Consider the following 21,486-nt stretch of genomic DNA (forward strand, 5'->3'; position numbering starts at 1 on the left):
GATCAGAATACTTTCGGAGTTGCTACGGTTGCGCAGAGCGAGGCGTTGACACGGGACGGGATGACAATCGGCGAGGACTGCATCATGATCAGGCGCTGGGCAGGGTCATTCTCCACCCAGGTCTTCGGCGCATAGGGCAAGGCCGCGTAGTTAAAGGCCGGGTCCAGGATCTGGCCGAAGGCACGCGTGCCCATCAGGTCGGGGCCGCTCATGATGACCTTGCCGTCATCCACCATGGCACGCTCGACGCCGTTCTCATCGATATACCAGTCGTTATAGACCCACAGATCGTACTGGCCCCATTTGCCCTTGTACTGGGCACCGCGCTGGATCTGCGCGCCGATATTGACGTTGTTGCTTTCGCCGGAACGTGGGTAATGCAGCGACGTTTTGACGTTGCTGTCCAACTTGAAATACTTCCACGACGTGGTGGTGAAGATCAGATCGGTAGCTGTACCGCCCGACTTCTTCAAGATGTTGTGGCCACTTTCTTCGATGAAGTCGGAAGGCGCGGTGTAAATGCCATTCGCGCCGACTGCAGCGAAGGCCGTGTCCCATTTGTCGGCACCGGTCAGTGCGATCGACAAGCTCGGGTCGCGGCCGAAGTCGACCAGTACAGCCGGGAAGCCATCGCCTACGATCAGCACCGAGCCATTCATCAACGCGGATGCCGCCATCCACTCCAGGCGACGATCGATCATGTCGACCTGGTCGGACATTTCCGCTTCGAGGTTGGCAGCTTCGCGCGCCGCACCGGTCAGTTCACCGCCGATGCGCTCACCGATCATGCGTTTCACCGGCTTGCGCAGGTCAGGCGCGCGCTTGTCCTTAATATAGGCCGGCTTGAACTGGTTGGTTTGCGTGCGGCGCTGTTCGACCAGCTTGCCTTGCATCAGTGGCGAGACAAACGGCGACATGCGGCGCAGGCCGACATCGACGTCGATCGAGACATACTCGGAATCGGACATCACGATGTTGGGGAAAAAGCGATCGAGCAGAAATTTCTGCGGACGCTTCAGGTTGGGCACCACGCCGATCAGGACGTTGGTGTTGAACAAAAAGGACATAATTTACTCCAGCAATTTGGACGAAAAAAAAGCCCTCATCAGAGGGCCTCAGGGGGCATTGCCGATCAGGTCGGATCGGCAGCAGATACCGAACCCTTGACGTAGATCGACAAGGGCCGAAGCGCAGCTGCTGCGGCAGCGAGCGTGACGCCGGCGCCGAGGGTCATGGCGGCGCCGTTGAATCCGCCAGCGACATACACACCGGCGTTCACGTCGCCAGCGGTTGCGTCGACGTTGTCGACAGCGACGACTGCCGGGTTTTGGGAACCATCAGCTGCTGCAGCGAGTGCCACCACATACTTGCCCGACGCAGTGATACGGCCCAGCACCGCGCCACGCGGGAACACCTGGCCCGCCAGCACGGTCACGTTGTCCGTAACAAGCGGATGATGACCCGCGATCAGCTGATCCGGGATAAAGGTTTCGGCATAAATGCCTGGGATCTGTGGGCTACCACCCACCGAAGTGACGGGGAGACTCATGTTTTGCTTCCTTTATAGGACGGGTTGAAAACTATTTTTCGCCACGACGGGCTTTGCCGGCCGCGATGATCTGCGCCGTAACAGCGGCATCGCTGCCAGCCGCTGGAGCAGCTGCCGCGCCAGAGCCGACGTTCTGCGGTTTCACGCCGGCCATGCGGCTGGCCAGGCTGGACGGCTGCGGCGCGCCACCCACGGCGAAGGTTTCCAGCATGCTGATCGCTTCAGCGCTGGGCATGCTGGTATTGAAGGCCAGATGCGCCGCCACATCCGGCCGCGTACCAGCAGCTGTGCATTTGAAGATCGAGGCACAGCGGGCACGCTCATTCACGCGAGCCGCCTTTTCCTTGTCGTCTTCGTCTTCTTCCGCCTTCCTGGCCTTTTTGGCCTCGTCTTCCTTTTTCTTTTCTTCTTTTTCTTCTTCTTCCGCGCGGCGAGCGTCTTCTTTCTTTTTCTCTTCCTCCTCCTCTTCCTCCATGCGCTTGGCATAGTCTTCGTCGGATTCGTCGGTGCGCTGCTTCTTGTCGTCATCGCTGTCGCCGTCTTCGGCTTTGGCGCCGGCCGGCATGCCCAGCAGGTGTGCGAACGACAGGGATGCCATCATCTTGGTAATTTTGCTCATGTATTTTCCAATAAAAAGTTAGGTAATTTCGGCAAGCAATGCCCGAAATGCTGCATCAGGGGCCAGTACATCATCTGCAAGCGCCTGGCTGACGCCGGCCGCCCCCAGGTAGGTTGCGGCCTGGGTATCGCGGACAACCTTGGCCGAGATATTCCGGTTGCGGGCGACGGTCGTCACAAACAGTTCGCCCATCGTGTCGATGTCGCCCTGGAAGCGCGCGAGCGCCTCCGGCGACAAGGGAATTTCAGGATGCCCGTCGGCCTTCAATTCGCCGTAGGTGATGAACGTCACCTTGAAGCCGGCACCGGTCAATGCCTTCGACCAGTCCATGTGCATCCAGATGACGCCGATCGAGCCGACGCCGCCAGTACGCGGAACCGTGATACGGTCGGCGGCGCTGGCGATCGCATACGCCGCCGAATAGGCGCACTCGTTCAGGATCGACCAGATCGGCTTCTTGCCACGCGCGCGGTAGATCGCGTCGACCAGGTCAAAACAGCCAGCCACTTCACCGCCTGGGCTGTCGATGTCGAGCATGATGGCTTTCACGTCCGGATCGCTCAGCGCCATCAGGAAGTTCTGGCGGATGCCGTCATAACCAGTCATGCCGGACCAGGGCCGCAACGAACCGAGTTTCTGCACCAAGGTGCCGTACACTTCGATGATCGCCACGCCGGCAACCACCTCATAGCCGGCGCGGCCGTTACGGCCAGGCGACGAATAAACCACGTCATCGTCTTCCATCATCAGCGGCGCCGGGTTCAGGCGGGCAATCTGGCTGATGCCCAGACGGTCAGCCAGCGCCGCCATGATCACCTCGGCTTTGCCAGGCGCGATCGCCAGCGGCGTGTTGAATAATCGCTGTGCCAGAAATTCAAATTTCATCAGGTGACCTTTTCTTCCTCAGTTGCAGACGTGGTGTCATAACCGGCCGCCCATTCCGGCAGCTTGATGCCCAGTTCCTTGAAGCGCGCGATCTCGATGGCGCGCTGATTCAGCGTCTCGCGCCAGTCCACACCGCCAAGTTCCGCCGCCTCGTCTTCCAGCGTGGACAGGCCTGCATCCATGCCAAGGATGGCGCCCTGCCGCTCTTTCACCGGATCGATGATGCCGCGACCTGGCCCCATCCACTTGGCGCGCGAGTAAGCGGTGCGGAACTCGTGATACTCCGGCGCGCGGCGTGGCAACGGCAGGTTGTCGACTTCCATCGCCTCCTCAGCAAAGACGCTCACCAGCGACTGGCCAAAACCAACCGCGTAATCATTGCGGCGCCGCGAAAGCGTTTTCCAGGCCTCCAGCATGGCGCCACGCGCCGAGCTGTAGTTCACGTCAGACCAGTCGTTATTGACCTGTTGCGCTGACAGCCCAGTCCCAGCCGCGAAGTTACGCAGGACAGCAGACTCAAAGGCCTGAAAATTGGCGTTCGGCCTTGTGGCCGAGACGGCATTGATTTTCTCACCGGGAAACAAAATTGGCATGCGGGAGCCGCCAAGTTTGATCCGGCGATCATCATGAAACTCCTGACGCTGGGTTTGATAATCCTTCAGGTCGTCGCCACCCATCGCCTCTTCGACAACAGCCGGGTCATACGGCGACTCGATGTAAGCGGCAAATATAGCGTTGATGATCGATGCATCGAGCTCGGCGCTGTCATACTTGACCAGCATTTTCAGCCGCTGCAGCACCGGCGCAAAAATGCCCACACCCCGGTGCTGGCCGGCGCGCTCATGGTCAAAATCATGAATAATGATCGGCCGGCCCCAGTTGGTCTCCCGCTCGATGCGCTCCCACGTCACCGACTTGGCGCCCGTGAAGAAGTCACCCTGGTGCGCGCGGCGGATGTGATAAGCAACCGCCGCGCCGTAAGCATCAATCTCAACGCCGCCCCGGATCTCGTTGCTATCAAATACCAGCTGCGGGTTCGACAAGCGATCCGGGTCCAGGATCTGGATGGCAGTGGCATATCGCGCGCGGCCTGGGCCCTGCCGTTCTGGCAACCAATGCACCATGGCCAAGGCATCGCCATCAACAAGCTTGTGGCGAAAGCCGAGGCGCATTAGCTGGCCCACTGTCATTTCGCGCTGGGTATCGCTGTAGCGGCCGATATCGTTCGCCCAGGTTCGGTAGCTGGCCTCCAGGCACTGCCCAAACTCATCGGCCCACACGTGATCAAATTCCTTGATGCCCGTGTGGGCGCGCAGCGCAGCGTAGTCCGGCTTGAAGATCGGCCGGAATGAGGCGCCGATGGCATTGTCCAGGATGCGCGTGACAGCACCGGATGCCCAACCGTCATTGCGCACCATGTCGCGCACGCGCGAGACAATGCGGTCGCGGTGCATATTGAGGTCGCCATCGGGCGAACCCAGGTAGGGAGTCCAGTCGGCCATGTGGTCGCCGTACATATCGGCGGCGTCATATGGCGCGCCGCCTGCGCCGGACAGCATCGACGCCCGGCCGCGATGTGGCGCCAGCGGCTCGCCGTTTGGCCCGAGAATTCTAACGGGGCTGGCCATCAGAATCGGAACCGCATTGGTCGACGCGAACGGCTGATGATACCCAGTTGCTGCTGCAGCGACCGGATCAGCACGATCAGTTGCGAGATATTCGTCTGGGTGTATGTCACGGCGCGCGCGCCGTCGCCCTGGGTGTATGAGTAGGACGTCCCCTTGGCGCCAGTCGACAGGTCGATATATGCCTGCTGCGCCTCTGCCAGCGTCTTTTGCAACGTGGCCGTGGGCATGCCAGCCAGCAGGCTGGTGGATGGGTCAAATGGTTTCATAAAATTCCTACGCGAAGCGTTTACGTTTTTTCAATGCCGGTGCTGCGGCGACGGATATAACTCGCACTGCAGCAGGTTCAGGAACAGCAACGGCTTCCACCGGATGCGACGACTCCGTGGGCAAGACCGCCTCTACCGCAGCGCTAGGAGCGACGTTGGTCGGCGCCGTGCCTTCGCTCGGCAATACCGGTACATCCGGCAGGTCATCTTCATCGAACAATGGCGCCTGGCTCAATTGCGCCTCCAGGGAGCTCCATTGCGCCGGCGTGCGCAAATGGACTTTCGCGGCACGGCTGGCATGCAGAGCGTAGACCTCGCAATCGAGCACCTCGTTGCGGCGGCCCACTTTCTTTTGCCAGGCCTTGACGATATGGCCGTTGCTGGTCCGGATCGGCGCTTTGACCTCAGACTCCAGCAGCTGGCTGTAATACTCAGGGCTGGTGTTTTTGTAGGTATGGAACCGGCCAGGCCCGCTGCCGTCCAGCGAGACGCGCCCGCTTTCGCCAATCAGCAAGTCCTTGGCACGCGACGTGCCGACGATGAACACTTGCAGGCCATACTTCGCCGCCTTGGTGTTGCGCTTGTTCGTTTCCTTGGTCGGTACCGGCCGCGCGAAAATCTCGGAGTCCTTCAAACTGGACCCCTTGATCGCCATCACGAACGGAATGCCTTTACGCTGGTTGTTCCGCACCCACTTGTACGTTGCGTCGGACGTGGTGCCGTCCGACGTATCCAGGCTGACAGCGGACAGGCCAATTTTGTAGCCGCGCACCGACCGGTACTTGTGATACAGGATCGTATTCAAGTCGGCCCACACAGGATCTTCATACACAGCAGGATTGCCGAATATGCGGATGTACTGGACCAACCAGCTTTCCTCGCCACGCCCGAAAGCCCGCAACACCACCTCAATCCGGTCGTGCTGAATATCGACGCCGGCGACCAGGATCAGTCCGCCGATCGGCACGGTGTTGGCCTCGTAATGCAGCTCGCGTTCCTGCAGTGCGCCAGTCGTGGGCATGTCACCTTTGTAGGTGTATGGCAGGCCCTTGCTGCTGTTGACAAATGCAATCAGCGGGCCGGCATCGCCAAGGCTGAACGCATGCAGCGCGGTCAGCCATTTTTCCATCAGCAACGCCATGCGAGAGCCTGGGAATGGGCTCATCAACTCATTGAAGTAGAACCCGGCTACTCCGCGAAACGGTGCGGTGGCAACCCAGCGACCCTTGCGTACATACCGATTTTTCTGTGCATCGGTCCAGGCAGAGCCGCAGGCCGGGCATGCGTAGTACGCCGTCTCGGGCAACTTGCTCCCAAATACGGGATGGTTCTGCAGCGGGTCGTCCAGACAGCGCAAATTATCAAAATCTAACGGGTGCTCCTCGCCGCAATCGCCGCAAGGAATCATCGCCCGGCGCTTGTCCGAATTTTCCATTTCGGCGACGACAGCGGAGACACCCTCAATCGTCGGCGTGCCGCCAATGATCAGCTTCGGCCGCGCATAGGTCTTGACGCGCTCCTCGGCCAGCTTGATCGAATCCCCCTGCCCCCTCAGGTTCAGATTGCAATCGTCCGGCTCTTCCACAAACACGCGCGGCGTCGGCGTCGACTTCACCGAGGAAGGCGAATTCGAGCCGACCAACTTCAGGAAGCCACCAGGGAAGCGCTTGAACAACTGGCGCTGCTGCGCCTTCCTGCTGCGCAGGTCGATCTTGCCGCGCAAGCGGGGCGTCGCGTCGACCATCGGTTCGAACTTCTCAGCCATGTATTCCTTGGCCGCCATCTCCTTCGGGAACAAGCCCAGGATCGGCGATGGATCGCTATCGACCCACTTCGCCAGGGCGTTACCGATCACGCCGGACGTCCACGCGATCTGCGCCGACTTCTGCCCGACTACCTTGCGCACGGTAGGGTCGTCGATCGCATCGAGCGGCCCGTTCTCCCACGCCAGGTATGGCGTCACGTCCAGGTTGTACTTGCCCGGCAACTGCGACTCCAGCTCGGACAGGTAGCGGAACTTCCGCGCCCAGGCGCGGGTACTGATTTTCGGTGCGGGCGCCCAGCGCCGCTGGACTTCTTTAATCGTCGTCGTCACCGTCTGACGCATCAGCGCCTTCAGGGTCGGATTCATCAGAATCGAATGCGTCGACATCAAAACTCTCCAGCTTGGCCAGCGAGGCCTCGATCTGCACCAAGATCAGATCGGTATCGACCGTGATGCCATGCAATGCGTGAATCTCGCCGACCAGGCGCAGCGGCAGCGAAAGCAATTCTGTTTTTGCCGCGACGATGTGATCCGACCAAGCGCGCTCGAACAGCGCGGCCGGCGCAAGCTGGCCCAGACGTTCGGCCAGGTCGACCTCAAGCAAGTCCGCCTTCAGCCGGTCCACCCGATCGCGCGGTTTCTCACCGACGCGACGCGCGATGTCTCGGGCGACCATCCACTGGATGACTTTCGCCGTGTCGTAACTGTTGACCGAACCGCGCCCGCCGTTGATCTCAAAAGGGAAGCCGGGCTCTTTTTGCCACTCGCTGAATGTGCGCTCCGATACGCCGATGATTTCCGACAGCTCGCGCTTGGCGACCAGTTTTCCCATGGCGGTACCCGATAATCAAAAAGGAAGGAAGGCTATAAAATTCCTCAGCTAGAAACAAACCGGGGCGCGCAATGCCCTCGGGAGCTAAAGCCCCAGGGAGGACCCGCTCATTTCGGCAGGGCCTTCGCCCCGCTCGACCGATGCGTCACGGTCGCGCCGACCCCATCGCTTTGACCATGCCTTTGTCCATCTCGGCATTGAAGTTGGCATTGACCACTGCCGTTGCCCGCGCCTGGTAGCCCAGCCGCGTCCTGACTGCAATCGCATCACCGAAGCGTATCAACAGCTTCAGCGCACCGGACGTGTTGACGCCGCGCGAACTGATGCGTGTCTTGCCTGTCTTCTTGTTGGTGATCGATGCTGTTGCTGCCGTGCGTTGCCACACGCCATTCACGATGCCCTTCTTCGTCTTGACCGGACCGATGAAGATATCGCTGCGCCCCTTCAGCGCGGCCAGCGCACCCTTGCGTAGTTGGCCATACTGGTTGAGCGCGATGTCCTTGGGATTGAGCAGCGCCTTACCGGCCAGCTTATGCACACCACCGCGCTCGTACGGCTCAAGGTAAGCGGCTGTCTTGTCCATCACGTACACCTTGGCCGTCAGGTTATCCTTGCGCGCCGCAACGGACTTGACCGAGCGCAGCGTGAAGGGCGACGGGTTCTTGAGCTTGGCCGACAGGTTCTTGACCTCATCAACCGTCACCATCTTGGCCAGCGACGTCAATGCCAGGGCCGTGGCATACGGCAGCTGACGCCTGGCAAGATCATTCAAGCCACGCTCGAAGTCCGCCAGGTTGGTGCGCACCGAGATATCAAACGCCATCGCCGCTTCCTTCACGCTTGTGCAGACGTCTGCACAAATAAAAAAGCCCACCGAAGTGAGCAAAGCACAAGGAATCAATATATCCCCCGCTATCAAGCGGATCGAGACAGATCACCTCTTTCGCTGTTGAGAAACCTGCATAGCCGCTTGCACTGCCATAACTTTGCCAGATTCACTGCCCAAGATTTCCTTGATGGCGCCCACCAGGTCGCATAACATCGAGCCACTGGTAGGCCATGGGCATGGGCGTAAAAAAACCCCGCGAGGCTTGCCGCCCGGCGAGGTTGATCTGGTCTTGCGTCTCAGAGTGGGCAAGAAATAATGCCTTGGATACAGTTACTCCGAGAATGACCGAAATATACATGGCTTGTCACAGATGAGTCAAGCCCTAAATAAAAACGCCAACTACCCCCTGCGCCGCGAAACTTGGCTCCAGCCTCTTGAATGCAATCTCTTCCAGGTCGCGCAGATGTTCCTGCATCTTCTTTGACGCCCGTTGATACGTCATACGGTTGCCGCCAAAAGACGCGGCAAGATCGCGCACCGTAATGTCCAACTGCTTGTGATTGGCGAATAAACGCCCCAGCATGCAGTCGATCGCCATCGCATTCAATCCGGGGAACATCGGCCGGAACCAATCCGCCAAACCCTTGATGGCCGCGATGCGCTCAGCCGAGAACGCAAAGCGCCGCTTGCCATCCACGTCCTCGAAATCGGTCTCGCCATACTTCGCCTGCAGCACCCACATCTCAGTCGCCGGCAACCGGTGCTTTACCGCCTGCAGCACCAGGGCGCACTGGGCGCGCACCTCGTTGCCATCGAGGCCGCCGAAGTTGATACTGCCCGTCGACGCGCCACGCAGCTGGTCCAGCCAGCAGCGCTGCCGGCCGCTCAGCACCACCGACTCCATCGCCCGGATCAATGCCGCCCGCAATGGCGCGTCCTGCTTGGCCTCTTGCGCCATGATCAGGAACGACACATGCACCGCCTGCCCTACGTTTTCAAATACTGCCTCGTCTTTAACTTCCATCGCCCTGCCCCTTTTCGTTGTCCAATGCCTGCTGATCCAATGCTGCCTGCCATGCCACTTCACCCTGCCGCCCCACGTACGTTCCAATCGTCCTGTCTAGTGGAGCGCCCCGGATGATCGGCGTACCCACCTCATGCCCATTCTCGGTAGCGTGGAAGCCCTGCCCGCCACGCATGCCGCGCCGTATCGCCGCATCCACCACCTCCGCGCCAAAAGCCTCGCGGAACGCATCGATGATTGCCGCTACCTGGGGCATCTGCTCCCGCATGCTCACCTTCTTGTTCATCGTCCTGCCCTCCACTTCCTTCTTCGATGAAAACCGGCCGTATCCCACCAACCCTTCATACTCATCACATACCCATCACATCGCCAACCCGCATGGATACTTACTTGTGATGGGTATGAGTACTGTTATTACTTCTTTCTACTTTCTGACAAAAAAATACAGCGAACCATCAGCACCCAAACGCCTTTACTCATCAATGCGCGCATGTGTGCGTGCGCGTGAACCCGTAACACCCGTCATACCCATCACATTCCAGCATCCATGCGGGTCTGCGATATGATGGCTTTGCACGATGTGATGGCCTAACCCTCAACATCGGCCGCATCAACGCCGCTGCGACTCCTGTATGCCCTCAAACTCTTCTCGAACAGGCCCGATGCATCTGCCGCCCACTCTGTAAGCGTCTTGCCCTCCGGCTTCTTCCCGGCTAAAAACACGTTGCGCTGCTTGACCACCGATCCCAGCTCATACTTGATCAGGTGCTTTTCCAGCGCCTCGCCGGCGTACCGCAGCACGGTGGGCGAGAAAATGGTCTGCGAGATGTACTTCGATTCCCCGCTCTTGTCGCACCAGACCTTGTAGGCGTCGTATAGCTGGGTGGCGCCGCACGTGATGAACGGCAGCGGCAGGAAACCACGGCTCCAGTCGCGGTAAAAGCGCTCGGCCGGCGTCAGGCTTTTCTCGATGAGATCATCTTTGGCGTCGGTGTAGATCGGCTTGGTGTGTTCGTCAAAATCCCCCATGTCCAGCTCGTGCATGAGGTAGTGGTAGTACGCCTCGATGCCGCCATTGGCGATCTCCTCGGCCACTTGCACATAGAACTCGCGCGACAACGCGGGCGGCGTCCAGATCACCAGGTAGCGGCGGTCCGTCTTGTCCAGGGCCAGCGGCTGCAGCTCGTTCGACAGGAACACGAAGTTCATATGGTTGGCCTCGCCATGCTCAGGCAGGCCCTTCGGGTTGATGATGATCATGTCGCCCGACACCAGGTACTTGAGCTTGCCCTTCATGTGCTTGAGTTCTGAGCGCGTCACCACCTCATCGGCCACCATGAACAGCTTCATCGAGGCCCAGTCATTGAACTGGCTTTCCAGCTGCGCATTGCCGATCACATAGCCGTACTCGCCGTAGATTTTCTTGATGACTTTCTCGAAGAAGAAGTTTTTACCGCTGCCCTCGTCGCCGTGCATGATGATCGACGTCTCCATCTTGGCGCCGCGATTGCGCAACGGGTAAGCCAGCCAGCGCTCGACCCACTCGACCAGGGCGTCGTTGCCGTCGCACAAGTGAGCGATCAGCGTCTGGATGCGCAGGCAGCTACCGCGCCGAGGCTGCATCGCCCAGCCGTTGAAAAGATTCACGGTGGCCGTGGCGCCGCTCGATGCCGGTGACGGTATGTCCTGCGGATCGAAGACGATGTTTTTTTTCAGTACCCAGCGCCGAGCTTCGCCGCCCCAAAACTTCATGACATCGTTGTTGGCCACGATGGTGCGCATGCTCGATATCTTCATCAGCATGCGCTGCGACACGTCCCACACCAGGTCTTCGCCATACACCAGCACGAAGTTTTTCAACACGTATTCCACCTGGTTCCAGTGATCAGCCCCGTACACCTTCTTCGGTTTATCTTTCGCTTGCTTGCCTTCGCCCCGCGCCCCCGGCGCGGAAGCGGAGCCGCCCTCGTCAGGAGGCTCAGGCAGCGATCCGTCGGCGTATCCCGCTTCCAACGTGGCGGCCAGACGCGCCTCGCTATCGTCCGCCTCTGCGTCGACAGCGCTCCTGCGGGCTGGCTGCTCCGCACCAGGGGGAGGGGGGGATTCATCCGTCACGCCTTCCAGGAACAACACCCCGAGATCAAGCACTGGCGCGATCACGCTGGCGTCGGGAAACCCAGAATCTGGCTGCTGCGCAGCAGGGGGAACGGGGGAGACGCCGGTGGCTGCGAGAGCGGCCGCAGGTGGAACCATTGAATTGGCCGCTGGCGCGGCGGGAGGAACAGGAAGGGCAAATTTAGGCTGCTGCGCAGCAAGGATGGCAACCCCGATCTGTTCCCCGGCCACTTCGAACGACTCCTCAACGGCCAGGTCATTGAAATCGCTGAGCTTGCGTCCGGCACGATCCACAAACCGGGGGATGGCCACCGACACATTATCAACAGCAGCAGCCGTGGCCAACGCGCATGCGATGCCGGCGTTTTCAAATTTCGGCGTGCGAACGAGGCGGCCCTTGCGCATGTCGGCACTGATGTAAGGCACGCCCCGAGCGTCATTCAGCCAGCGCGCCATGACCTCGACACGCTCGCCATCATCTGCCAGTACCGTATGCGTCGCGCCATCAATCGGCACATGGCACGACACCATCAAGTCATCCTGCAAATAGGCGCGGAAGCGTGGCTCAAGCAGATAATCATCGTCCGCAAAGATCAGGATAGGCGTCTTAGGGTGATCCTTGCGCAGTTGCAGCACCACCGCCTTGATATTGCCAGCCGTGAATGCGTTCACCACTGGCATCTCGGCATTGGCCAGCATGCGCACCGTGCGGCTCGTTGCGTAACCCTCGCCCACGCCGATCAAGGGCGCACCGGCCAGCGTGCCCAGCACCAGCGATGCGCCCTTGGCATTTGATCCTTTGTTGTTCTGCTTGTCGCCAGACTGGCTGATTTTTTGCAAGCCGCCCAAGTGCTTGCCATGCCAGAAAGGGATCAGCAGTACCCCATCAGCGCCCACGCGCACGCCTTCAGGCGTTATTTGCTTGCGTGTCAGATACGGATGGTCCAAGGGCAAACCCTCTGCCCTGTTCCACTGGTCATTCGCGCGATTAGCTGCCAGTCGGGACGCCTCGCGTGCTTTCTCATCCTCAGCGGCAGCTTGCTCTCTTTGCTTGCGCGCCGACTCGGCAATCTCAGCCGACGACATCCGCACCATATCGATGCTGACCTTGACCGTATTCGGTTCCAGCCCTTGATAAATACCGAAGGCGCCCGTTACGACTTGGCGGCCAGAGGACAGTGTGGTTTCACGCAGCACATACCAAGCTTTATTTTTCTTGCCGAAGCGTTTGATTTTCCCATCAATTTTAGGATGACCAGGAGGCAGGTCCGGCAAGCCCGCCTCGCTCATTTGCAAAATTACTTGACCAATATCACTCACTGAAGCCGACTCCCGTCACCCCAGGCATAGCCAGGCCATGCGGCACGCGCTGGTCGCCCATGCGGGAGGGAATCGACGCGTAGTCAAACGAGCCAGGCCTGGCCAGTGGGGCACGTACCATATTGGCTACCGACAGCGCCCGCTTTTCAGGCACATAGCGGCCGCCGGCAACCTGCCCGGCCGTCGACGTCGCGGCGCCGACTGCAGGGCCGGCATAATCCCGGCCGCGCTGCGTCAAGGCGTACTGGCCGGCCTCGATCCGCACCACGTGGCAGCGCGTCAAGGAGTTGACCATGTCGCGCTCGAACGAGGTGATGGTGCCGCTCCAGCCGATGGCGCGCATCCAGTCGTTCAGATCAGCACGGCCGCCCAGCTGGAGGAGTTTGCGCACGGCAATATCGGGGCGCGTGCCGGCGCGTGGAACACGGTAGATGCTCATGCCGCACCGTCCTGGCCACCATCAGCCTCGCAGTACACGCGGATGGTCAACGCCATCAGTTCGGACAGTGCACGCTGCAGGCCATCCATATCGGCATCGAGGTAGGCACGCTCACGCGCATCGATGACATCGTCTGCAGTCGCCTCTTCGAAGTGGGCGGCGAAGGTGCCCAAGCGAACGTAGATGTCGCGGAACTTCTTTGCCAGCACCTCGTTGCCGTCGGACATATCTTCCGGCAGTTTTACGAAAGCACCGCCGCTCGATGCGGCCACAGCCTCAGCGAACAGCGTAGTGCCGGAGAACGCCTGCAGCTGCAGGGCAGTGTCCACAGTGATGCCCTGCCCTTTGCGTTCGTAGACGCGGTTCTCCAGGCCATTGCGACTCATACCCAGGGCGGCCGCAATTGCGTCCCAACCGCCAGGAAATGCCTTGATCATTCCAAGGTACGATTTTTTGATTTTCACAACATATCCTTCTTCTTGGTGGTTGTTCTCATCACAAGGTCAAGCTACGCTTGCGACATGAAAATTGATGCTGCTCACGCCAGGCTTCGTGGATCGACGCCGACAACGGAATGCTCCGGTACGGTATCGAGAATGTTTGATGGAGAAGGCAGCTGGCGACCAGCGTGACCAGGCAGGGGAGTCAAATCGGTAGCACGCCGCGTGACTGAAGGAGATAGGCTCGAAGCGAACAAGTCTGGGCGCAGATCAGCGCAGCTCGATGCTCCACCAGTCAGGCACTCAATTGACCGACAGTGTTTTGCCGGAATCTGCCGACCAGGAAGCTTCCACTGGCTCACCGCACCTTTGGTTACCCCCAAGTGATCAGCCAGCGCTTGCATGGAGCCGGCTAGCGCTATCGCGTTTTCAAGTGCTTTTTCTGGTGTCATTTTTTGCATCCGATAGATGAATTCGCTTGAGTATAGGTATTCTATACATTTGCGTCAAGTCATTCTATACCTTATTGGTAAAGAGAACCTATACGATGGCGGAATGGAAATTAAAGACGTAATAGCTAAATGGGTGCGGGCAGCAAGAGCGACGGCAGGCATGTCGGGTGCTGATCTAGGCGCAAAAATGGCACTACTGCTGGGGTCCGAGCGTGGGCACAGCAAGGCAAACATTTCTCACTGGGAGACGGGCAAGCACAGCCCCAACTTGCGTCAATTGCTAGCGATCGCCAAGATCACCGCGCAGCCACTGCCTGATGAGATTCGTCAGGAAATGGCCATGGAGCCACCCCACCTGTCGCTTGTAAGCACCACTCCATTTGACCAGAACGCCAGAGCGGCAAAGCTAGGGTCTCGGGCAATACCGGTCATATCATCCATCCAGGCTGGAGCATTAAAAGAAATTGTCTCGCCTTACTCACCAGGTGATGGGTCTGCGACGATTTATGTTGATGAGGGCTACTCTCGCTGGGCATTTGCCCTTGAAATCGAAGGCGATTCGATGTCTCCAGATTACCTCCCAGGAGACATCGTTGTCATCGAACCAGAGTGGGAGCCGCGACCAGGAGACTGCGTTGCCGCCAAGAATGGTAAGCAGGAAGCAACCTTCAAAAAATACCGACTGCGTGGAACAGACGCTCAAGGCAACGACATATTTGAATTGGTTCCAATTAACGAAAACTACCCTACGGTACGCAGTGACGAAGTGCCGCTTAAAGTAATCGGCGTTATGGCGGAACTGCGTAGGAAAACCCGCAGACGCTAAGCAGCTGTTCCTATCGCCAGATTAAGGCTCGCTAAGTGCGAGCCTTTTTTACGCCCTGCGCTCACCCCATGGAGTCGCACAAAACATAAAAACCATAATGTATAGTTTTTATTTACATTAAAAGTATAGTTGATCTATACTTGCTTCCATCGAAGTAGCAACCACAACGATGGAGCAAAGACGATGGCAAATTCCGCAATACTTCTTACCGTCGACGGCTTGATGGCCGCCGCATTCAACCGTCCACGCGATCCTCGCAGTGACGCATACAAACAAGGCGTGCGCGCCGCCCTGACCCGCTATGTCGAGCGCGTTACCCCGCCCCTGCCGTTTGACGCTGGCACTGCCGAAGCTGATGCATTCTTCGCCGACGAAGAAGAAGGCCGGCTGATCATCGCTCGCACCTGGGAACAGGAGCAAGTCGCATGAACGCGCCAACCATCCTGGACCGCATCGAGCAATGCATCGACGTCGCCAAGCACAAGCACCCGCAAGACCGCACTCAGTGCGCGGAGACCTTTATCGCCGCCCTGTCCGGCGTGCTGCAGCGCGACGACATGGCCCTCTCCAATCGCGTGTTCGCGATCCTGAGCACGCCGAAAAAAGAGGCTGCACAGTGAGCGCCTTCCGCGTCACCGTCAAAACCTCGCTCGGCGTAACGCACTACTACGCGCTGGCCAGCACGGCCGCAGGTGCGTGCGAGGACGCCGTCGACGCCCAGTGCGGCGAACCCTGCGGCGTGACCGCGCATCCACTGTAGGAGGCCGCAGCCATGCCCTCGACCGCCACCCGCAAGCCAGCCAAAGCACCGCTGCCATCGTCGCAAAGTCTGCACGACACGCTGGCCAGCGCAAATGACGCCGCCCAGCTGGCCCGTTTTACGCGCAACACCGACTGCGCTGCCAAGGAAGTCACTGGCGCCGATGGACGCCTGTCCATCCTGCGGGTGTTCGAGGCCATGCGTCGCCGCGGCTACCACGTCACCGAGCCAGTCCGTCCACAGCAGCAGCCCCGCGCCGGATTTACCGCCTGGTGCGTGAGCGTGACGCTGCCCAAGGGCGTCAGCTTCAAGCTGGCCTACCACACGCCAGGGACAGTCAAATGACAGCCCCGCTCGTCCATCTGGCGATCGACGTCCGCAGCGTGCTGGCCAGGCCGCTGCACGAACTGCGTGGATTCGCGCACCCGGACGGAAAACCCATGACACCACGCCAGGCGAAAACCGCCCTGGCCGCGCAGCTGGCCGAGGGAAACGAGCTGCTCCCGATCGGCAACAGCACTCCATTCGATTTCGTCAAGAAGTAATTACCGGGCGAATGCCCATAGGAGAGAAACATGGAAGTACGACCAGTAACGCCACCAGTTGCACCACCGGCAGTAGAGCCAGTGTTTTGCAAGGATTGCTTGCATTTCAACGACAAGGTGCTGAAATCGCCACCGGTGTGCATGGCGCCACTGGCACAAACCATCAGTCTGGTATACGGCCCACAGCCAAACGGATGCTCCGATACCCGCAGCGATCGCAAGAACGGCGCCTGCGGACACGCAGGGAAGTTATTCGCCCAAGCCCGCCCGGACAGCATCGCCAGCGTCACGGATGGCGTCGGCAATACCGTCTAACCCAGGGCGTACGCGGTGGCTCAACATCGCCGCCAAATAGTCTGTTGACGCGGCGTTAATCAAGGCCGCGATGATCTCTGGGTTAGCTTTTGCCGCACCTTTTCCCATCAGACCTTCAACGCTTTCAATAGCTCGAAAAAGATAGTCATGGGCAGTTTTAGACGCCGCCCTTGAAAGCTCACCATAACTGACTTCATCGTCCAATTTAGCACTCCCGTTATTAAAAACTTCATTCTACATGGAGCCGCACATGAGCGACCTCGTAATCCCAACGCTGGCCAGCGCCCCCGCCAGCAGCATCAAGAAGAAGCCTGCCGTCAAGGCCACCTTGATCGACAGCACCGTCGGCGGCGACAAGCCATCGTTCGGCGACGTGCCGATGGAATGCATCACCGCATCGAAAACCAACCCGCGCAAGATCTTCGATGACGCGGCGCTGGCCGACCTGGCCGCCAGCATCTCCAAGCATGGCGTTGCCCAGCCTATCCTTCTGCGTCCGACCCACGTCGATGCCGCCGGCGTGACCTTCTTTGAAGTGGTCGCCGGCGAGCGTCGCTTCCGCGCATCTAAGCTGGCCGGAAAAACCACCGTGCCGGCGATCGTGCGCAACCTGAGCGACGCCGAGGCGCTGGAAATCCAGGTCATCGAGAACCTGCAGCGCCAGGATCTGCACCCGCTCGAAGAGGCCGAAGGCTTCGAAGTCCTGATGCGCGAAAACGGCTACACGGCCGACGTGATGGCCGAGAAGACCGGCAAGAGCAAGGCGTACATCTATGCGTCCCTCAAGCTGACGGCGCTGGAGCCATCGCCACGGGCAGTGTTTTATAGCGGTCGCCTCAACAAATCCACCGCGCTACTGGTTGCACGCATCCCCATCAAAAGTCTGCAGGAAAAATGCGTCGGAGAAATAGCCGGCGAACAACGCATCATGTCGGCGCGTGATGCTGCCAGGCATATCGAACGCAACTACATGCTGGACCTGACAAAGGCGCCCTTCGACAGGGAGAATGGCGCGCTTAATCCCGGCGCTGGCGCGTGCTCGACCTGTCATTTACGCACCGGCAATCAGCCCGAAGTTTTCTCGGACGTTAGTGCAGACGTCTGCACTGACCCGATCTGCTTTAAAGCAAAAAACGACGAGCATGTTGTGCGCGTCCTCAAGCTGGCCAAAGAGAACGGCCAGGCAGTTATCACAGGCGCCGCCGCGAAAAAGATCAAAGAAGCCAGCTACTCTGCCGTTGGAGGTGGCTACGTCGAGCTGGACAAAGTCAATCACTTCCCGGGACAAAACGGCCGCACCTTTCGCCAGATTTTAGGCGACGTCTTGCCGAAGCCCACGCTGCTGGAAACGCCAGGCACGGCTGAAATTGTTGAAATCGTCAAGGCAGCCGATATTGCCCACCTCCTGAAAGAAAAGGGAGTAACTCTAAATGTCAAAGGCGACAAGATCCAGAGCGAGCATGACGCGCGCGAAAAAGAAGCGGAACGCAAAGCAAAACTCGAACGCGAGTATCGCAATACGCTGTTCACGGAGGTACATCACGCATCCCTGATGGCCAACTTGGTCGACGCGGACCTGCGCGTGATCGCTGGCCTGATGTTCAACCAACTGCCTGGCGGAACGCTGCCCAAAAAGCTGGTAATGGATCTGCACGGCTGGACGGAGGAAACCCTCGGTCATTCCGACTACAGAGGCAATCTGCGCCGCGCCGTCGACGCGCTGACGCCAGCCCAGCTCAATCAGTTCATCCGCGACTGCGCCCTGTCGCACGAACTGCACGTCTACGCGCACACACACTCCAGCAAAGATGACCCGCACAATCTGCTGGCCGCCGCCAAGCGGGTCAAGGTCGACGCCTATTCCATCAAGACCCAAATCAACGAGGCGGCAAAGGCAAAGGCAAAGGCGAAGGCCGACGCCGCCAAATATGCAGCCGATAAGAAGGCCCAGGCCGCCAGCAAGAAAGCAGACAAGGCCAATAAAGCCTCACTGGAAAACATTGAACAGCTGACGCCAGAGCAGGTTCCCGCATTCCTGACGGATTTTCCTGACCGCCTCAACGAACTGACCGAGTTCGCGCTGGAGAGCCGCCCTTTGTTCATCGCCCTGATTGAACAATGGGCGATCGAAGCCGGCCACCAATACTGCGGAGACGGATTCGTCAAGCTCGGCACCATCGCCTCAAGCATGGCGGCACCTTTACCAGGGAACGAAGGCGCAGCCAGCGACGAAGACGAAGAAGACGCGGAAATGCTCGCCGAGGACATCGGCCTGAATGCGGTTATCGCGGCCGCTGAAGAGCCTGCAGCACGCGCGCCAGCCGAACCAGCACCGCAATCAGCCACTCCGGCACCGCGCGCACGCAAGCCGAAAACCACTCCAGCGCCGGGAGCCTGGCCATTTCCCAAATCCCCGGCCGCCGGCGCCACCACGCCCACGCCTGATACCGAAGCAGCCCCTCAATAACCACCACTAAAACGGAGCAACCATGAAATTCATCACGGCCATCATCACCAACATCCGCGCTCTCGTCGGCTCAATCGCCCAACCTGCAGCGCCGGTGGCCACGGTCACGGCGCCGCATATCCGCATGCTCATGCTGCACCTCTGCGACCAGGACGAAGCAAAGGCTCTTTGGTTGGCACGCTGGCTGGCCTACCCACTGCACAACCGTGGCGCAAAGATGCGCACGGCAATCCTCACGACCAACACGGACGGCGCTGGCCACCTGTTCTTCGAGAAAGTCATTGGCCCCATGTACGGCAACCAGGCCCAGCTGGGCGGCGTCTGGCCGCGCCGCACGTTCAACGGCTGGGCCATCGGCAAGCGCTATGCCGTGCTATCCGGTCTGACGAATGCAGACCTGTACACGCCCAGCGTGAAGAACCTGATCACCTCATCGAACATTATCGTCCGTCGCCACGACCTGCCCGATATCGCCATTTCGAATAGCCTCAACATGGTTTTCATGACTGGCGCGCACGAGGCACTCAGCCCTGAAAACTGCGATCGCCGTTTCTTCGTCCTCAACCCAAAGCAGGCGCTGCCAGTGGCACTTGCAGCCGCAGTCGTCCATGAGATCGAGAATGGCGGTCTGATCGAGTTCAACCATTTCCTGATGCATGAACTGGACATGGGCAACTTTGACACCTGCGCATCGACGAGCTACGCGACAGAGCCAGGCCGGCTAGCAGCTGCCCTGCAAATCCTGCCATCGACGCAAGGAGCCGCAGCATGAACGATCAGAAAATCTACGAGCTAATGGCGAAAACGTCGGACATCCGCGCCATCCAGATCGCCGATGCCTTGGACCAGGAACTGACCGACGTCAGCGCCGCACTGAAAGCCCTGGTTGACGAGGGCGATGTGGTTCGTCATGCCGGCACCGCACCCAATGGCCAGCCAGCACAAATTTACAACCTGAGCCACACGTTCATGAAAACAGCCGAATACAAAGCCATCAAGGCCAAGCTCGATGCGGCGCCGTCGCCGGCAGTGAGCAGCACGGCAAACCTGGCTGAAAGCGTGCCAGCGGTACACGCTGCAGTGCCCAAAGTTTCCCGCATCGACGGCGCCATTGCATTCATTCGACTGACGGGCAAGGTCACCACGGCCGAGCTCAAACAGCACATGGGCCTGGGCAGCGGCGCATCGCCGGCGTCCTGGCTCAATACGGCCATCCAGGACGGCCGCCTGGTGCGCAGTGGCAACCACTGGACTATCGGGGTAGGCAGGCCCGTGGCCAATGAAGCGCCACAAAAACCACCGGCAGCGGCAGCGCTGGAAACCACGCCAGCCGCCGTAAGTCCGGCCACGGCCGGCACGCCGCAGACGCCTGCGTTTCGCTGCGGCCTCTGGTCCGACAACGTCCTGGAGCTGCAGCGCGATGGCGTAACGCTCACCAAGCTGACCCGCGCGGAAGGCGAACACATGAACAGCTTCTTCAACCGCATGCTTGCAACCACGGAGCCAGTATGAACACTACCCAAACAGCCGTCGGCGCTGAGCGCATCGATGCCGTAGAAGTGCGAGAACGCCTGGACTGGCAAGCAATGCGCGCCGGCCAGGCTGCAACGGTCACCATCGACACAGCCACCTTGAGCTTCCTGCCCAACGGCCCGCACCAGGTGGCAGCCATGGCCAACTTGGGCGCCGAGCTGCTGCAGGAGATCCAGGCCTATCGTCCACAGTTCCTGTTCAAATCGAGCCCGGCCGAGATCGTGGGCGCGTTGATCGAGGAGATGGCCTTGTCAGATGCTGCCCGCGACGTGCTTACTGAGCGTCGCCGGCAGATCACTACAAAAGGATGGGATCACGATCACGACGACGCACAGCGCAATGACGAAATAGCCGCGTTCGCTGCCGTGTATGCGCTGCCTGAAGGCGCTCGCGACTGGCCAGCAAAAGAAACAGCCTTCGGCCGAACGTTTGCGGAAGCGCTGATTCCCTTTTGCTGGGAGCCGAAGTTCGGCGACCGCCGCCGTGACTTGGTGAAAGCCGCCGCACTGCTCGTCGCCGAAATTGAGCGCATCGACCGAGCCGCTATCGCTGCCAGCGAACAGGAGGCGTCATGAGGATACTTCCCATCGGATACCGCCGCCTCATGCGGAGCTTGGAACTGCACCTCGCAGACCAGGCAGAGCAGCGCGAGGACAAAGCCATTGCAGCGCATATGGTGGCCGTCAACGCCTCGCTGGGCAAGCCATCAAAACCCAGCCAGGCCCGCCCTGAGCCAATGCCCTACCGCATGCACATCGCCGTCGCGTTTGCGTCGATGGCCAGCGCCCTGTTCAGCCTGTACTGGTGGTATCCGTAATGCAGAGAATCTACAACGCCGCCCAGCCTCAACCCGCATCCCCACCTACTGAGAAACAAA

The 21,486-nt window shown here is 59.7% G+C and carries 26 protein-coding genes; 10 read left to right on the top strand and 16 right to left on the bottom strand.

What is annotated here, in order from left to right; all coding sequences use genetic code 11:
- Positions 1 to 2: 2 nt before the first annotated feature.
- From ACQ4W0_RS01105 to ACQ4W0_RS01175, 15 genes are all read right to left on the bottom strand, one after another.
- Complete coding sequence (locus ACQ4W0_RS01105; RefSeq protein ID WP_298410504.1) at positions 3 to 1,067, bottom strand: major capsid protein; 1,065 nt, start codon at positions 1,065 to 1,067, stop codon at positions 3 to 5.
- 65 nt (positions 1,068 to 1,132) lie between these two features.
- Positions 1,133 to 1,549, bottom strand: a complete 417-nt coding sequence (locus ACQ4W0_RS01110) for a head decoration protein (RefSeq protein ID WP_436575101.1) — start codon at positions 1,547 to 1,549, stop codon at positions 1,133 to 1,135.
- Positions 1,550 to 1,580: 31 nt separating this feature from the next.
- The gene (locus tag ACQ4W0_RS01115; RefSeq protein ID WP_436575102.1) at positions 1,581 to 2,168 is read right to left on the bottom strand and encodes a hypothetical protein; all 588 of its coding nucleotides are present in this window, start codon (positions 2,166 to 2,168) and stop codon (positions 1,581 to 1,583) included.
- An 18-nt stretch (positions 2,169 to 2,186) separates the two neighbouring features.
- The gene (locus ACQ4W0_RS01120; protein WP_436575103.1) at positions 2,187 to 3,053 is read right to left on the bottom strand and encodes a S49 family peptidase; all 867 of its coding nucleotides are present in this window, start codon (positions 3,051 to 3,053) and stop codon (positions 2,187 to 2,189) included.
- A complete protein-coding gene (locus ACQ4W0_RS01125; protein WP_099419341.1) occupies positions 3,053 to 4,612 on the bottom strand; it encodes a phage portal protein in 1,560 nt (519 codons plus the stop codon). Before ACQ4W0_RS01125 ends, ACQ4W0_RS01120 begins: the two co-directional genes overlap by 1 nt.
- 68 nt (positions 4,613 to 4,680) lie before the next feature.
- Positions 4,681 to 4,947: a gpW family head-tail joining protein gene (gpW, locus tag ACQ4W0_RS01130; protein WP_436575104.1), complete on the bottom strand. Its 267-nt coding sequence runs from the start codon at positions 4,945 to 4,947 to the stop codon at positions 4,681 to 4,683.
- A 7-nt stretch (positions 4,948 to 4,954) separates the two neighbouring features.
- Complete coding sequence (locus tag ACQ4W0_RS01135) at positions 4,955 to 7,099, bottom strand: phage terminase large subunit family protein (RefSeq protein ID WP_436575105.1); 2,145 nt, start codon at positions 7,097 to 7,099, stop codon at positions 4,955 to 4,957.
- A complete protein-coding gene (locus tag ACQ4W0_RS01140) occupies positions 7,026 to 7,544 on the bottom strand; it encodes a terminase small subunit (RefSeq protein WP_436575106.1) in 519 nt (172 codons plus the stop codon). The genes ACQ4W0_RS01135 and ACQ4W0_RS01140 overlap by 74 nt, the downstream gene beginning before the upstream one ends.
- Positions 7,545 to 7,689: 145 nt before the next feature.
- Positions 7,690 to 8,367 carry a hypothetical protein gene (locus ACQ4W0_RS01145; RefSeq protein ID WP_436575107.1) on the bottom strand — a complete coding sequence of 226 codons (678 nt, stop codon included), beginning with the start codon at positions 8,365 to 8,367 and terminating at the stop codon, positions 7,690 to 7,692.
- 388 nt (positions 8,368 to 8,755) lie between these two features.
- Positions 8,756 to 9,397, bottom strand: coding sequence for a hypothetical protein (locus tag ACQ4W0_RS01150; RefSeq protein WP_436575108.1), 642 nt, complete (start codon positions 9,395 to 9,397; stop codon positions 8,756 to 8,758).
- Entirely contained in the window at positions 9,387 to 9,683 is a 297-nt protein-coding gene (locus ACQ4W0_RS01155) for a hypothetical protein (RefSeq protein ID WP_436575109.1), read from the bottom strand. Before ACQ4W0_RS01155 ends, ACQ4W0_RS01150 begins: the two co-directional genes overlap by 11 nt.
- 302 nt (positions 9,684 to 9,985) lie before the next feature.
- Positions 9,986 to 12,832 carry a DUF5906 domain-containing protein gene (locus ACQ4W0_RS01160; protein WP_436575110.1) on the bottom strand — a complete coding sequence of 949 codons (2,847 nt, stop codon included), beginning with the start codon at positions 12,830 to 12,832 and terminating at the stop codon, positions 9,986 to 9,988.
- Complete coding sequence (locus ACQ4W0_RS01165; RefSeq protein ID WP_436575111.1) at positions 12,825 to 13,223, bottom strand: hypothetical protein; 399 nt, start codon at positions 13,221 to 13,223, stop codon at positions 12,825 to 12,827. Before ACQ4W0_RS01165 ends, ACQ4W0_RS01160 begins: the two co-directional genes overlap by 8 nt.
- A gap of 44 nt (positions 13,224 to 13,267) precedes the next feature.
- The gene (locus tag ACQ4W0_RS01170; RefSeq protein WP_436575112.1) at positions 13,268 to 13,735 is read right to left on the bottom strand and encodes a YmfL family putative regulatory protein; all 468 of its coding nucleotides are present in this window, start codon (positions 13,733 to 13,735) and stop codon (positions 13,268 to 13,270) included.
- 74 nt (positions 13,736 to 13,809) lie between these two features.
- A complete protein-coding gene (locus ACQ4W0_RS01175; protein ID WP_436575113.1) occupies positions 13,810 to 14,172 on the bottom strand; it encodes a transcriptional regulator in 363 nt (120 codons plus the stop codon).
- A gap of 94 nt (positions 14,173 to 14,266) precedes the next feature.
- On the opposite strand from ACQ4W0_RS01175, the gene ACQ4W0_RS01180 reads away from it, so the two are divergent.
- From ACQ4W0_RS01180 to ACQ4W0_RS01200, 5 genes are all read left to right on the top strand, one after another.
- Positions 14,267 to 14,989 carry a helix-turn-helix domain-containing protein gene (locus tag ACQ4W0_RS01180; RefSeq protein WP_436575114.1) on the top strand — a complete coding sequence of 241 codons (723 nt, stop codon included), beginning with the start codon at positions 14,267 to 14,269 and terminating at the stop codon, positions 14,987 to 14,989.
- A gap of 183 nt (positions 14,990 to 15,172) precedes the next feature.
- Positions 15,173 to 15,418, top strand: a complete 246-nt coding sequence (locus ACQ4W0_RS01185) for a hypothetical protein (RefSeq protein WP_436575115.1) — start codon at positions 15,173 to 15,175, stop codon at positions 15,416 to 15,418.
- Positions 15,415 to 15,609, top strand: coding sequence for a hypothetical protein (locus ACQ4W0_RS01190; protein ID WP_436575116.1), 195 nt, complete (start codon positions 15,415 to 15,417; stop codon positions 15,607 to 15,609). The genes ACQ4W0_RS01185 and ACQ4W0_RS01190 overlap by 4 nt, the downstream gene beginning before the upstream one ends.
- Before the next feature lie 152 nt (positions 15,610 to 15,761).
- Positions 15,762 to 16,094 carry a hypothetical protein gene (locus ACQ4W0_RS01195; protein ID WP_436575117.1) on the top strand — a complete coding sequence of 111 codons (333 nt, stop codon included), beginning with the start codon at positions 15,762 to 15,764 and terminating at the stop codon, positions 16,092 to 16,094.
- A complete protein-coding gene (locus ACQ4W0_RS01200; RefSeq protein ID WP_436575118.1) occupies positions 16,091 to 16,294 on the top strand; it encodes a hypothetical protein in 204 nt (67 codons plus the stop codon). The genes ACQ4W0_RS01195 and ACQ4W0_RS01200 overlap by 4 nt, the downstream gene beginning before the upstream one ends.
- Before the next feature lie 249 nt (positions 16,295 to 16,543).
- On the opposite strand, the gene ACQ4W0_RS01205 is transcribed toward ACQ4W0_RS01200, so the two are convergent.
- A complete protein-coding gene (locus ACQ4W0_RS01205) occupies positions 16,544 to 16,813 on the bottom strand; it encodes a hypothetical protein (RefSeq protein ID WP_436575119.1) in 270 nt (89 codons plus the stop codon).
- 46 nt (positions 16,814 to 16,859) lie between these two features.
- On the opposite strand from ACQ4W0_RS01205, the gene ACQ4W0_RS01210 reads away from it, so the two are divergent.
- Genes ACQ4W0_RS01210 through ACQ4W0_RS01230 form a run of 5 tightly spaced genes read left to right on the top strand, consistent with a single transcriptional unit; the run spans position 16,860 to position 21,426 of the window.
- Positions 16,860 to 19,076: a ParB/RepB/Spo0J family partition protein gene (locus ACQ4W0_RS01210; RefSeq protein ID WP_436575120.1), complete on the top strand. Its 2,217-nt coding sequence runs from the start codon at positions 16,860 to 16,862 to the stop codon at positions 19,074 to 19,076.
- Positions 19,077 to 19,098: 22 nt separating this feature from the next.
- A complete protein-coding gene (locus tag ACQ4W0_RS01215) occupies positions 19,099 to 19,848 on the top strand; it encodes a hypothetical protein (RefSeq protein WP_436575121.1) in 750 nt (249 codons plus the stop codon).
- A complete protein-coding gene (locus ACQ4W0_RS01220) occupies positions 19,845 to 20,588 on the top strand; it encodes a helix-turn-helix domain-containing protein (RefSeq protein WP_436575122.1) in 744 nt (247 codons plus the stop codon). The genes ACQ4W0_RS01215 and ACQ4W0_RS01220 overlap by 4 nt, the downstream gene beginning before the upstream one ends.
- Complete coding sequence (locus ACQ4W0_RS01225) at positions 20,585 to 21,184, top strand: hypothetical protein (RefSeq protein ID WP_436575123.1); 600 nt, start codon at positions 20,585 to 20,587, stop codon at positions 21,182 to 21,184. The genes ACQ4W0_RS01220 and ACQ4W0_RS01225 overlap by 4 nt, the downstream gene beginning before the upstream one ends.
- Before the next feature lie 38 nt (positions 21,185 to 21,222).
- The gene (locus ACQ4W0_RS01230; protein ID WP_436575124.1) at positions 21,223 to 21,426 is read left to right on the top strand and encodes a hypothetical protein; all 204 of its coding nucleotides are present in this window, start codon (positions 21,223 to 21,225) and stop codon (positions 21,424 to 21,426) included.
- Positions 21,427 to 21,486 lie beyond the last annotated feature (60 nt).

This window comes from Janthinobacterium breve, from assembly GCF_051380895.1.
In the GTDB taxonomy this organism is placed as follows: domain Bacteria; phylum Pseudomonadota; class Gammaproteobacteria; order Burkholderiales; family Burkholderiaceae_D; genus Janthinobacterium.